The sequence below is a fragment of the Streptomyces sp. NBC_01525 genome (assembly GCF_045040405.1).
GTDB lineage: Bacteria > Actinomycetota > Actinomycetes > Streptomycetales > Streptomycetaceae > Streptomyces > Streptomyces benahoarensis.
The window spans coordinates 3119260-3131451 of sequence record NZ_CP109397.1; the positions used below are offsets into that span (position 1 = coordinate 3119260).

Consider the following 12192-nt stretch of genomic DNA (forward strand, 5'->3'; position numbering starts at 1 on the left):
CCTGCCCGGCGGTTCCGTCGGGGTTGCCCGCTTCCGCCGCGGTTTCGCAGGCTCTGCGAGAGTTCCCGCCCTGGTCACGCCGCGTTGTCAGTACCTCGCGTCATGATGGGGTAGGTCGTCGGGCGACGGCGAGCGGGCCGCGGTCAGGGGCGGTCCGCGTCGGGGGCGGTTCCCGCGTTCTCGCGGTTGGGGAGGTGCAGTGGCGGCGTACGACTGCGACGTGCTGGTGATCGGTGCGGGCATCGTCGGACTCTCGACGGCCCATGCCCTCACCCGCGCCGTGCCGGGGCTGCGCGTGAAGGTCCTGGAGAAGGAGTCCGGCCCGGCCCGGCACCAGACCGGCCGCAACAGCGGCGTGATCCACAGCGGTATCTACTACCCGCCCGGTTCCCTCAAGGCCCACTACGCCCTCCAGGGGTCGGCCGAGATGGTCGCGTTCTGCGCCGAGCACGGCATCCCGCACGAGGTCACCGGCAAGCTGATCGTCGCCACCGACCGCGCGGAGCTGCCCCGGCTGCACGCCCTCATCCAGCGCGGGCGCGAGCACGGCCTGCCCGTACGCGAGCTGGGCCCCGCCCAGATCACCGACCACGAGCCGGAGGTCCGCGGCCTCGCCGCCATCCACGTCGGCACCACCGGCATCTGCGACTTCGGCGCCGTCGCCCGCACCTTCGCCCGCCTCGCCCAGGAGGCCGGGGCCGAGATCGCGTACGGCGCCGAGGTGACCCGCATCGGGCGCCGCGCGGGCCGGGTCGCCGTCGCCACGGCGGACGGCACGGTCCACCGCGCCCGCGCCCTGGTGAACTGCGCCGGTCTGCACAGCGACCGCATCGCGCGGCTGGCCGGCGACGACCCGGGCATGCGGATCGTGCCGTTCCGCGGCGAGTACCACCTCCTCGCCCCGGAGCGCGCCGGGCTCGTCCGGGGCCTGGTCTACCCCGTCCCCGATCCGGCGTTCCCGTTCCTCGGCGTCCATCTGACCCGCGGCATCGACGGCGCCGTCCACCTCGGCCCGAACGCCGTCCCGGCCCTGGCCCGCGAGGGCTACGACTGGCGCACCGTCCGCCCCGCCGAGCTGGCCGCCACCCTCGCCTACCGCGGCTCGTGGCGGATAGCCCGCCGCCACTGGCGGTACGGCGCGGGCGAGCTGCACCGCTCGCTCTCCCGCCGCGCCTTCACCACCGCCGTGCGCCGCCTCCTGCCCGCCGTCACCGAGGCGGACCTGCGCCCGGCCCCCGCCGGTGTCCGCGCCCAGGCCGTCCTCCCCGACGGCACCCTCGTCGACGACTTCCTCTTCGCCGAGTCCCCCGGCATCGTCCACGTCCTCAACGCCCCGTCCCCGGCGGCCACGGCGTCGCTGCCCATCGGGCGGGAGATCGCGGGGCGGGTTCGGGAGGTGCTGGGGTAAGGGGACAGCAGAACACCGGCTCCCCGGCCGCCCCCGGTGTCCGGGAGGGCTGGGGAGCCGGTGCGCGAGGGTGTGACGCTGCGGGGAGGTCAGCCGTTCAGCTCGTACGCCCGCAGGATGGGCTGGTCGTCACTCAGCCGCTTGTCCTCCAGATAGAGCGTCTGCTCGTTCTCGCTCCAGGTGAGCGACATGAGGTGCGGCGAGGCCAGTTCGTGCTTGGGGTCGTAGAGCGTCCCCTTCACCGTCTGCGTGCCGTCGCGGACGTCGAACGAGACCAGCACCGGGTCCTGCTGCGGGCCGTTGGCGACACCGATCACCTCACCGTCCCCCTCCGCGACGGGCGTGCCCTGCTTCTTCCACAGGAGCTTTCCGGTCTTGAGGTCGACCGCCGCGATGCCGCCCAGGTTCCCGTAGCCCGCCACCAGCACCTGCGCGTCCTCGTCGACGAAGGTGGTGCGCGGATGCAGGTCCAGGTCCTTGAGCTCGCCCTCGATCTTGAACGTGTGGGCCGGCTTCAGATCCTTGTCGAAGGTCTGGATGGACAGGTCGGGGTCCACGAGATTCGCCTCGGAGGCCATCAGCACCGTCAGCGGCCGGTCGGAGAGGATCTGGCTCGCCACCCGCGAGTCACCCTTGGTCCGGGAGTTCAGGCTGCCGAACTGCAGGTCCTGGACCGTCAGCAGCTGCTTGGGCTTCTTGTCGTCGCACTCACTGCTCCACACCAGGTAGTCGGGGCTGAAGGCGGTCCCGTCGGTGCAGTCGTGGCCACGGGACGTCAGGTGCCAGAGTTCGGCGCCCCCGCTGATGGAGAATCCGGCGTAGGTCTGGCCGATCGCCACGGCGACAACCTTGCGGTTCACCACGACCTGCGGGTGGTCCTCCGAAGAGTCCCCCTTGAGGTTCTTGGACCAGAGGGTGTGCCCGGTGTCGGCGTCCACCACGGAGAGGTACGAGCAGTCGTCGCCGCCCGCGTCGAAGACGACGGCGCCCACACCGTCCTCACTCGTGTCCTGCGACATGGCGCAGACCTCGCCCGCGTGCTTGGGCGTTTTGACCGTCCAGGTCTTCTTCCCGGTCTTGCGGTTGTACGCGCTGACGCCGCCGGCGTCCCCGAAGACGAGCTCGTCGTCGTTGAACCACATCGACCGCAGGCCGTTGTCGTCGTCGGTCTGCCGCTGGGTGTCCGGGAGGGCCGTCTCCCACAAGCGGGCCATCGCGTTCGCCGGCTTCGCCTCGGTCGGAGTGTCGTGGTTGCCGCTCGTCAGCGCGAAGTACCCACCGACACCCAAGCCGACCAGCAGGACCAGCACGAGGGCGATGATCGCCACGACGGGCAGCCCACCACGGGACGGCCGCGCGGGCTGCCCCGGAGCGCCCGGGTACGGCACGGGGCCCCCGGCAACCGGCGGCTGCCCGGCCATGTACTGCTGCCCGAACCCCGGGCCCTGCGGCCCTCCCCCGGGCGGTGCGGGCGGATAGGCGTACCCCGGCGCCCCGGCCTGCTGGCCGTACGCCCCTGGTACGCCCTGGCCGGGGGGAAGGTACGGTCCCGGCGCTCCGGGCTGGGGGCCGGGCGCTCCGGGCTGCGGAGCGGGCTGGCCGGGCGCGGCCTGCGGTGCGCCGTACGGTCCCGGGTGGCCCTGGGGCGCCGGGGGCTGCTGCGCGCCGGGCCGGCCCTGCGGCGGCGCCGGCGGGGCGCCGGGCGCGGGCTGCTGGGGGGCCTTGGCGACGGAGAGCTGCATGGTTCCGGCGGGAGGAGCCGGGGGCTGCTGGTCCGGGGCCTGCGGCGGAGCCGCGGGGGGCTGCTGGACGGCGGCCAGCTTCATGGTCCCGGCGGGACGCGCGGGGGCGGGCTGGCCCGGGGCCTGGCCCTGAGCCTGCGGCTGGCCCGGGGCCTGCGGCTGGGGCTGGTCCGGGGGCGGTTGGGCTGTCCCGGGCTGGGGGGTTGCGGGGGTGGCGCCCGGTATGGGCGCGGGCGCGCCCGGGGTGGGCGTGCCGGGAACGGTGCCCGGGGCGGGAATGCCCGGGGCGGGCGTGCCCTGTGCAGGCGTGGCGCCCGGGGCGGCGCCCTGCCCCTGCCCCTGATCCGCTTCGGTGGGCCGGCCGGGCCCGGAGCCCGGTGGCTCTCCCTGCGGATGAGCCGCGTTCCCCTGGTCCTGCGTCATTCCGGCCGACCCCCTGTTGTGTTCGTGTGGCGGCCACGCATCGTATGCAGCCCACTGCACAGCGCGCCAACCGCCCCCGGGCAGGGTCGCCCCCCGGGAGGCGGGAGGGGAGGGGGCGTACGAGGGCGGCGTTCGGCAGCGCGGCTGGTGCGCGAAGGCTGCGGGGCAGCCCGCAGCCGGACGTAGCCGATGCCGGTCGGGGCAAGGTCGGTTGGGGCAAGGTCGGGGCTGACCCCAAAGGCCCAGGTCAGGTCCGTATCCCGGTCGCGGCCGTGGCAAGGCCGGCTCGGGCCCGCTCAGCCCCGGTCAAAGCAACTCAAGCAACTTCACCCACTCAAGCAACTCCAGCCACTTCGGCCACTTCCGTCACTTCAGGTCGTCCCCACGCCCCCGCCGTTCCCTCCCCCGGCCCGTAGAATCTCCGCACTGTGTCCGAGAACCCCCGCACCCCCGAGTCCGGCAGCCAGGAAATCAGCGTCCCGGAAGGCGCCGGCCCGTCCCCGGCGGACGGCATCCCGGCCGACGTCACTGCGCGCCACGGCAACGCGATCGACGGCGCCCCGGAGTCCGGCGACGCCGGGGCGACCGGCGCGACGCGGATCCGTCGTGACGGCCCGATGTTCCCCGACGGGAGCGGGCCCGCCGCCGACCCGGCCGGCGATCACCACGAGCGCCGGATCCGTTCCTTCCAGCCCCGCCGCAGCCGCGTCTCGCCGACTCAGGCCGCCGCGCTGCGCCGCCTGTGGCCGGTGTGGGGGCGGGACATCGACGGGCTCTCCCGTATCGACCTCGACACGTTCTTCGACGGCCGCCCGGTCGTCCTGGAGATCGGCTTCGGTATGGGCGAGGCCACCGCGCAGATGGCCGCGGCCGACCCGGACACCGGGATCCTCGCCTGCGACGTCCACACCCCGGGCCAGGGCAACCTCCTCGCCCTCGCCGAACGGAACGGCCTGACCAACATCCGTGTGGCGAACGGCGACGCGATCATCCTGCTGCGCGAGATGCTCGCCCCCGGCTCCCTGGCCGGTCTGCGCGTCTTCTTCCCCGACCCCTGGCCGAAGAAGCGCCACCACAAGCGCCGCCTCATCCAGCCGGACTTCATCAGCCTCGCCACCACCCGCCTCGCCCCGGGCGCCCTCGTCCACTGCGCCACCGACTGGGAGCCCTACGCCGAGCAGATGCTCGCCGTCCTCACCGCCGAGCCCACCCTCCACAACCTCTACCCGGACTATGCCCCCCGCCCGTCCTTCCGCCCCCTCACCAAGTTCGAGGGCCAGGGCCTGGACAAGGGGCATGTGGTGCATGACTTGATGTTCCGGCGGGGTGAGTAGGGGGAGAGGGGCGCCCGTCATGGTGTGGCGTCTGAGGTGGCGGCGCGGCAGCTTTCTTTCGCCTTCGCCCCTCAGTTTTCGCGATCGATGGGCGCACTAAATCGATCGTCCCAACGCCGCCGGTGTTGGCGCACGTACTCGACCTTTATGTCATGCTCCCGAACCTTCTTCAGCTTCCATTTCATTTCCCGCGTCAACCCGTTGAGCACGTCAAGATGATCGGATAGTTGAAGTGCACCGCGGTCAAACAACGCATGGCAGTTAGCACACAGACAGAGAGCGTTTTCCAGCACATCTGGGCCGTTATGCGGCTTACCCAGTGCCTGAATGTGCGCGGCTTCGCTATATGCCTCGCCTTCGGGGGAGACCTGTAGGCGACTCTCACATATCTGACATGTGTTGTCGTACATTTTCTTCACGGTACGAACCACCTTGGAGTCTCGCACCAGAAGCTCGTACTCCACGGCGCGACGCACCTGCTCCTCAATAGGGGTGCCATCGCCCTGCGGCAGCGCAATCGGCTTCGGCGTGGGAACTTCGCCGGGCGCCAACTTCACTAGCTTGAATTGACAGACGCGAAAGCCCTCTTTCCCGACGGTCATCCAGTGATCGGCCACCCGGAACAAGCCGCAATACTCATACCCACCCATTGTCCTGCGCCGCTTCTTACCCTCGATCTTCAGGCCGCGAATGACACGGACCGCGTCGCCACGTGCCTCATTGAGTAGCAATCCAGCGTTGCCTGTGCTTTCCATGCTCTGGTCCGCGTAAAGGCGCCCGGTGTCCCTGTCTCGACACCCTTCTCCGGTATAGATGATCTCTTCTTCACCGTAGACATCGTCTACGTATCCACCGGAGAGAACGATGGAATCTACGCCCTTCGAAGCGGTTCCCGCGATTCCTTTGCCAGAGGTGCGGTGCACCCCCGCTCGATGCAATTCCCGATGCCCTTTGAACCACTGTCCCTCGACTACCCCATCAGGGGTGCCAAAACAAACGGGTGCCGACTTCGCCTTCGCCATGGGTTGATCTTGCCAACCCGCCAGAGAAATGGCACGCGTCTACGAGCGATGTGCGCAGAGCCACAGTTGCTCGCCTCCTACGGCACAACCCCCGTAACGCTCAACTGCTTTGCGGCTGCTGGCAGGCAGCACTCTCCCGGACGCCATAGCTCGCCGGGCAGCCCCTCCAGAGCCGACGGGATGGGCGTAAAGTCCAGCAGCGAGACGTTTATCCAACCCGTGAACGAGAGGCATGAGTGATGGCAGGAATTCCGACAGCAGCAGTGGCCGCGACCGGCCTCGTGGGTGGTTACGCCGTGGCTCGGTGGACGAAGAAGCGGCCCCTGGGCGGGGTGGCGTTGGCCGCTGCCGGGGCGGTGGCGGCCAAGGGGTGGCAGGAGAAGGCCGGCGGGAAGGCCGCGGCGGCGCTGGGCGGGGCGTATGTGGCGGCGTTCGCCGGGTCGCATCCGCTGGCGAAGAAGATCGGGGCGTGGCCGTCGGTGTTCACGGTGGCCGGTGGCATGGCGCTGGCGTCATGGGTGGTGGCGGACCGGCGCGGGTGACCCGGCCGGGGCGGGACCGGGACGGTCGGCAGGCCCGAGGCCGGGGCCGGACCGGTCGCCCCAGCCCGAGGCGGGACCGTGCCGCCCCGGCGCAGCCGGAGGCCGACCGGACCAGGACCGGCCGGTCGCCCCTCGCCCCTCGTCTCTCACCTCTCACCCCTCACCCTCCTCCACGCCGAGCGCGACGAAGCCGGACACGGGCCCGGCCCCGGCAGCCGTCAGCCTGCCCCGGCCCTGCCAGCGGCTGGCCGGCCCAGGCTGGCCCCGAACAGACGGCTCAGCGGGCGTCGAAGCCGAGGCCGGGCCGAGGCCGGGCTTAGCGCCGGGCCGAGCCGCCAGGCCGGTCCTTCAGGCCGGCCCCGCGCCCGACACTCCGCCCCCACCCCACGCCCTCCGCACCTCGCGCCCCGGAAACGGCGTCCGCTTACTCACCCCGAGCAGCCGCCGGTGGAACTCATCCAGCACCACCGCATGCGGAGCATGCCGATCGATGAGCGCGCCGATCTCAGCGGGAACGCCCTCGGGCCGACGACCCGCGATCCAAGCTCTCAGGAAGGCTCCCTGATCGATGCCGCCGCGCACCGCTTCCGGCAGATGGTGGCGGAGCAGATGCCCCGGCGCGTACGAGCGGTCGTACACCAGGTGGTCGGTGAGGAAGGCGCTCTCCTCGGCGGAGAGGTCGAAGTCGCGGCTGAGGGCGAGGCCGAAGTCCGTGAAGTAGACCCGGTGGCCGTCGGTGAGCAGGTTGGCGAAGTGGGTGTCGAAGTGGACCAGCCCGTGGGCGCTCATGAACTCGGTGCCGCGCAGCAGCTCGTTCTCCGCCCAGCGGTAGGGCGCGCTGCCGCCGGGCTCCGCCCAGGCGCCGTTCCGGAGGTCGGAGAGCCGGTCCGCGAGCGTCCGGGGCACGTGCTCCAGGAAGAGCACCAGGCTGAAGGAGGAGCTGCCGATCGCCTCCAGCCGACGGCGTACCGCGGAGGAACCCTCCCAGTGGGCGACGGCCCCCTCGACGCCGCCGAACGCGTCGGCGAAGTCGCCCGGGGGCCGGTCCGGCAGGACGCGCCAGTGGTACAGCAGCGGGAAACCCGCGTACGCGTTCCGCAGGACCCAGGCGGTGGTCATGAGGTGCGCGGCCAGTTCCCGCCAGGCGCCGAACCCCGCCGAGCCCACCCCGTACTGGTAGTAGAGGGGGAGGCCGAAGAGGTTGGCGGTCGAGCGGACGTGCTCCGGCCGCAGTTCGAGGTCGGTCAGCGGGACGCGTTTGACGAAGACCCGCCGCCCCTCGACCTCCATCTCCGCCCGCCGGCCGCCGATGCCCGAACCGCGCGCCGGAGCGGCGGCCACCGCATCGGTGAGCCCGCGGTCGCTCAGCAGGGAGAGCCGCGCGCCCACGTCCGCGTACGCCGACAGGCGCGCGGCGGGAAGCGGCTCGGTCTCCGCCGCGGGCCTCGTACCTGATACGCGGGGCTCATCCATGGGCGACTCCGCCTCCCGGCACATCCGACCTCCCGACCCGTACCCCGCGTCTACCCATGCACCGGGCAGGCCCACCTCAGGCGCTCAACGACCAAGGCGGGCCCACCGTTCACGCCGCCTTACGCCAACTTACGCCGAAGCCTCATCCAGCGACGTCAGTTCCTCGGCGCTGAGCCGGAGGCCCTGTACGGCCAGCAGGGCGGGGAGTTGGGCGGTGGTGCGGGCGCTGGCGATCGGGGCGGTGACCGTGGGGCGGGCGGCGAGCCAGGCGAGGGCGACGGTGGCCACCTCCGCACCATGGGCAGCGGCGACGGCGTCGAGGGCGGCGAGGACGCGGACGCCGCGCTCGGTGGCGAGGTACGCGGCCGCCTCGCCGGACCGGGCGCTGTCAACGTCCGTACCGGGGCGGTACTTGCCCGTCAGGAAACCGGAGGCGAGCGCGTAGTACGGGACGGCGCCCAGACCGTGGCGGGCGACGACATCGGCCAGTTCGCCCTCGTAGGTGTCGCGGGAGACCAGGTTGTACTGCGGCTGGACCGCGACGTAACGGGCGAGGCCCTCGCGCTCGGAGAAGGTCAGGGCCTCCTCCAGGCGCCGCGCCGAGATGTTGGAGGCGGCGATCTCGCGGACCTTTCCGGCCCGGACGAGGTCGTCGAGGACGGTCAGGAACTCACCGACCTCCAGCGATTCGTCGTCGTAGTGGGTGTAGTAGAGGTCGATGTGGTCGGTGCGCAGGCGGCGCAGCGAACCCTCGACGGCCTTCTTGATCGTGTCGGCAGAGAGGCCCTTGAGGTCGGGGTGGGCGCCGACCTTGGTGGCGATGACGACGTCGTCGCGGTTGCCGCGGGCGGCGAGCCAGTCGCCGATGACGGTCTCGGATTCGCCGCCCTTGTTGCCCGGCACCCAGGCCGAGTAGGCGTCGGCGGTGTCGATGAAGTTGCCGCCGCCGGTGACGTACGCGTCGAGCACGGCGAACGACTCGGCCTCGTCGGCGGTCCAGCCGAAGACGTTGCCGCCGAGGCAGAGCGGGGAGACGGAGAGCGAACCGAGCGGCCTACGTGTGGTGGTCATGCGTCACTTCAACACGCGGTAGGGCGGGGGCATTCCGGGGCGCGGCATCCGGGTGCCCACCCGGAGTGCCGCCCCAACTGCCCGCCCCGGGCCGAGCGCTGCCCGCGCGCGCCGCCGGAGCCACGACCGGCGCACGCCGCGCGCCGCGCACGCCCCGGCCACGCGCCCGGCCCGCCCGGGGTCCTGCCCGGCGCGCGGCACCACCGCGCACGCCCCGGGCCGCCCCTCGCGCTCCCCGTCCTCAGACGTTCAGGCCCCGCCCACGCAGCCACGGCATCGGGTCGATGGGATCGCCGCCACCGGGGCGGACCTCCAGGTGGAGGTGGGGGCCCGTGACGTTTCCGGTGGCGCCGACGCGGCCGATGACCTCGCCGGTGGAGACCTTGCCGCCGGTCTTCACCATCGACGAGAGGTGGCAGAACCACAGCTCCGTCCCGTCGTCGAGGGTGAGGAGGATGCGGTAGCCGTACGCACCGGCCCAGCCCGCCTGGGTGATGGTCCCGGAGTGCACGGCCTTGACCGGCGTGCCCGTAGGGGCGGCGAAGTCCTGGCCGGTGTGGTCGGCAGCCCAGCGGTCGCCCGGCTGGCCGAAGCTCGCGGTGAGGGTGTACGAGGTGACCGGCAGCAGATAGCTCTTGGCCAGCTCGGCCAGGCGCGCCGCCTCCGCCTTCGCGCGGGCCTCGGCCTCGCGCTTCGCCCGGGCGGCGGCCTCCTTGCGCGCGGCCTCGGCCCGCTCCGCCTTCGCGTCGGCCACGGCCTCCTTGTGGTCCGTCGCCGCGGTCTTCTCCGCCTGGACGAGGGCGGTGTGTTCGGCGGCGTCCCGGGCGTCGCGCTCGGCGGCCGCCTGCTGGGTGTCGGCCTGCTGGAGGATGCGGCTGCGCAGCGCCTCTCCGGCGCCGGCCCCCTGCCCGTCCTCGGTGGTGATCCCGGCGGACGACAGCGGCGCCGCGGCGGTGACCGCCCCGGGCGCGTCGCCCGCGTCGTCGGAGGAGCCGAGCAACGACCCGATGCCGGGCAGCGATTCGGCGTCCGGCAGCGCTCCGGTGACGTCGGCGGCGAGGGAGCCGATGTCCGGCATGGAGATCGGGACCGGCGGCTTCTCCTCGGCGGTCGCCATGCCGCCGGCGCCGACCGCCGCGATCACGCCGACGCCGAGGACCGTGCCGCCCCGGGCCAGACCGCCGCGCTGCTTGGCGACGCGGTGGCGGCCACGGGCCGACCGCACGGACTCCTCGGTCGGGTTCCACTCACCGGGCCCGTCGTCCGCCGCGCCGTACGGACCGGGGCCCTCCGGGGCGAACGCGCCCGGGGCGAAGGTGGCCGTATCGGTAAGGGACCCTGGCAGATCCTGGGGGAGGGGGCGGGCGGACGCGGCCTCGGGGGCAAGCCTGTTGGACGCCACGGGGGCGCACTCCTTTCCTTCCTTCGCGCCTACCGGGTTAGCTGACGGGTTCGGAGCAGGAAGGTCTCCTACGGGCGGCCTCTGGCCGAGGCGTCCGATTCACCCCATGGTGGTGGTTCCCCGGTTCCCTCCGCGCCGCTCGGGCCGCCCGAGGCAAATTCAGGACACGTCACGGCAGTTCACGAAATATCGGCGCATCGGCGTGCAAGGAGGCGCCGTATACGGAAGTGACCACCGGTGTGCCTGGATGCCCGGCATACCTGAAGAGCGCGTACGGGATTCGGCGTGGGGGCACGGTGCCGCCTCGGCGACGGCTGGGACGACCGCGCTCCGTTATCGGACAGTAATAGAGATCGGGGCCGATTTCCAAGCGATCCCGCGAATCCGCTCCATCCGACTACAGTCATTGGCCAAGACTTTTCGGGACAACGAACGGTGAAGCCGGGCGAGTTGATCGCCTTTCACGAAACGGCCTCCGCGTGATTGTGCATCACTTGTTATGCGGAGGGGTGCGCACCCTTCACTCTCCGTGAGGGCAGTAGCGTCTGATCATGGTCGTCGACTTCGTCAACAACGCACCGGCCCTGGCAGCGCGCTACCGGGACTTCTCCTGGTGGGAGGCGCGGGGCCGGTGTGCGGCCCACGAGGAGCTGACGGCGCGGATCGGGCAGGACCCGGAGCTGTGCGAACTCCTCGCCGCCTCCCTCCCGGTGGGCAACAAGCAGCAGCCCAACCTCCTGCTGGCGGCCGTCCGCCACCTCGACGGCCCGCACGCCGAGCAGGGCCCGCGCGGTGAGCTGGCGTACGGCCGCTGGCGCGAGTGGACGATCCGGCACTGGGACGAGGTCCGCGCGGTCGTCATGAGCCGCTCCACCCAGACCAACGAACCGGCCCGCTGCGCCGCCCTGCTGCCCGTCCTGGCCCGCCTCCGCGGCCCGTTGGCCCTCCTGGAGGTGGGCACCTCGGCCGGTCTCTGCCTCCACCCGGATCGCTACCGGTACGCGTACGAGCCGGACGCCGCCCTGGGGACGCCCGGAACGGCGGCGCACCCGGAGGCGTCCACCCTCGGGGCCCCGGACAGTCCGGTCACCTTCCGGTGCCGCGTCGGGCGGGAGGACCGGGTGGCCGAGGAGGACGCGGCACCGCCCACGCGGCTGCCGGAGATCGTGTGGCGCGGCGGCATCGATCTCGCCCCGCTCGACCCGGTGGACGACCCCGAGGCGCTGCGCTGGCTGCGGTCCCTGGTGTGGCCGGGCACCCCGGAGCGCGCACAGCGCCTGACGGCCGCCGTGGACGCGGTACGGACGGCGCCGCGGCCCGAGATCGTCCGCGGCGACCTGGTCGAGGAGCTGCCCGCGCTGGCGGCACGGGTCCCGGAAGACGCCACGCTCGTCGTCTTTCACACCGCCGTGCTGCCCTATCTGCCGCCCACGCACCGGGAACGGTTCGCCGACCGGGTGCGCACGGTGCTCGCCGCGCGGCCGGGCGGCGGCCACTGGATCTCCCAGGAGCACCACTCCGTCACCCCGTGGCGGCCCGCCCCGACCGCCGGCCGCCTCACCCCGGCCGACCAGGAGCGGCTGCTGACCCTCGCGCTCGACGACCGCCCGGTGGCCCTGACGGGAGCGCACGGCCAGAGCGTCCACTGGGTGGCGTAGGGGGCCGCCCTCGGGGCCGCACCGGCGCGCGGGGCCCGGCCGCACGCCCCGCGCGCCGGTGCGGCCCCGCACGCCCGGCGTGCCCGGCGTGCCCGGCGTGCCCCGTAGCCCCGCACG

General features: G+C 72.6%; 9 protein-coding genes and 1 riboswitch. Of the genes, 4 read left to right on the forward strand and 5 right to left on the reverse strand.

All coding sequences use genetic code 11. The annotated features are described in order from the left end of the window. The first annotated feature begins 199 nt into the window (after positions 1–199). Positions 200–1408 carry an L-2-hydroxyglutarate oxidase gene (gene lhgO, locus OG422_RS13870; protein WP_143944022.1) on the forward strand — a complete coding sequence of 403 codons (1209 nt, stop codon included), beginning with the start codon at positions 200–202 and terminating at the stop codon, positions 1406–1408. A gap of 89 nt (positions 1409–1497) precedes the next feature. On the opposite strand, the gene OG422_RS13875 is transcribed toward lhgO, so the two are convergent. Further along, positions 1498–3234 carry a PQQ-binding-like beta-propeller repeat protein gene (locus OG422_RS13875; RefSeq protein ID WP_405743053.1) on the reverse strand — a complete coding sequence of 579 codons (1737 nt, stop codon included), beginning with the start codon at positions 3232–3234 and terminating at the stop codon, positions 1498–1500. Positions 3235–4001: 767 nt separating this feature from the next. Between OG422_RS13875 and trmB the strand changes: the two genes are divergently transcribed. Beyond that, positions 4002–4907, forward strand: coding sequence for a tRNA (guanosine(46)-N7)-methyltransferase TrmB (gene trmB, locus OG422_RS13880; protein WP_405743055.1), 906 nt, complete (start codon positions 4002–4004; stop codon positions 4905–4907). A 71-nt stretch (positions 4908–4978) separates the two neighbouring features. Here trmB and OG422_RS13885 read toward each other — a convergent pair whose 3' ends face one another. After that, on the reverse strand, positions 4979–5929 hold the full coding sequence (locus OG422_RS13885) for a YDG/SRA domain-containing protein (RefSeq protein ID WP_405743057.1): 951 nt from the start codon (positions 5927–5929) through the stop codon (positions 4979–4981). 239 nt (positions 5930–6168) lie between these two features. On the opposite strand from OG422_RS13885, the gene OG422_RS13890 reads away from it, so the two are divergent. Next, positions 6169–6471, forward strand: coding sequence for a hypothetical protein (locus tag OG422_RS13890; RefSeq protein WP_405743059.1), 303 nt, complete (start codon positions 6169–6171; stop codon positions 6469–6471). A gap of 348 nt (positions 6472–6819) precedes the next feature. Here the strand turns inward: OG422_RS13890 and OG422_RS13895 are convergent, their stop codons facing one another. The 3 genes from OG422_RS13895 to OG422_RS13905 all read right to left on the reverse strand — a co-directional run bounded on the left by OG422_RS13895 (position 6820) and on the right by OG422_RS13905 (position 10417). Further along, on the reverse strand, positions 6820–7944 hold the full coding sequence (locus tag OG422_RS13895) for a protein kinase family protein (RefSeq protein ID WP_405743061.1): 1125 nt from the start codon (positions 7942–7944) through the stop codon (positions 6820–6822). A gap of 129 nt (positions 7945–8073) precedes the next feature. Next, positions 8074–9015 (reverse strand): aldo/keto reductase, encoded by a 942-nt coding sequence (locus OG422_RS13900; protein WP_405743063.1) that lies wholly within the window; start codon positions 9013–9015, stop codon positions 8074–8076. A 241-nt stretch (positions 9016–9256) separates the two neighbouring features. Continuing rightward, positions 9257–10417 carry a M23 family metallopeptidase gene (locus OG422_RS13905; protein WP_405743065.1) on the reverse strand — a complete coding sequence of 387 codons (1161 nt, stop codon included), beginning with the start codon at positions 10415–10417 and terminating at the stop codon, positions 9257–9259. Between the two features lie 12 nt (positions 10418–10429). Then, a riboswitch (cyclic di-AMP (ydaO/yuaA leader) is annotated at positions 10430–10583 on the reverse strand. Between the two features lie 385 nt (positions 10584–10968). On the opposite strand from OG422_RS13905, the gene OG422_RS13910 reads away from it, so the two are divergent. Beyond that, positions 10969–12075 (forward strand): DUF2332 domain-containing protein, encoded by a 1107-nt coding sequence (locus OG422_RS13910; protein WP_405743067.1) that lies wholly within the window; start codon positions 10969–10971, stop codon positions 12073–12075. Positions 12076–12192 lie beyond the last annotated feature (117 nt).

Bases quoted from the DNA above. Each gene is read 5' to 3' on its own strand.
- OG422_RS13895 (WP_405743061.1), bottom strand. From the start codon at position 7,944: ATGGATGAGCCCCGCGTATCAGGTACGAGGCCCGCGGCGGAGACCGAG.
- OG422_RS13885 (WP_405743057.1), bottom strand. From the start codon at position 5,929: ATGGCGAAGGCGAAGTCGGCACCCGTTTGTTTTGGCACCCCTGATGGG.
- OG422_RS13875 (WP_405743053.1), bottom strand. From the start codon at position 3,234: ATGAAGCTGGCCGCCGTCCAGCAGCCCCCCGCGGCTCCGCCGCAGGCC.
- OG422_RS13890 (WP_405743059.1), top strand. From the start codon at position 6,169: ATGGCAGGAATTCCGACAGCAGCAGTGGCCGCGACCGGCCTCGTGGGT.
- OG422_RS13910 (WP_405743067.1), top strand. From the start codon at position 10,969: ATGGTCGTCGACTTCGTCAACAACGCACCGGCCCTGGCAGCGCGCTAC.
- OG422_RS13900 (WP_405743063.1), bottom strand. From the start codon at position 9,015: ATGACCACCACACGTAGGCCGCTCGGTTCGCTCTCCGTCTCCCCGCTC.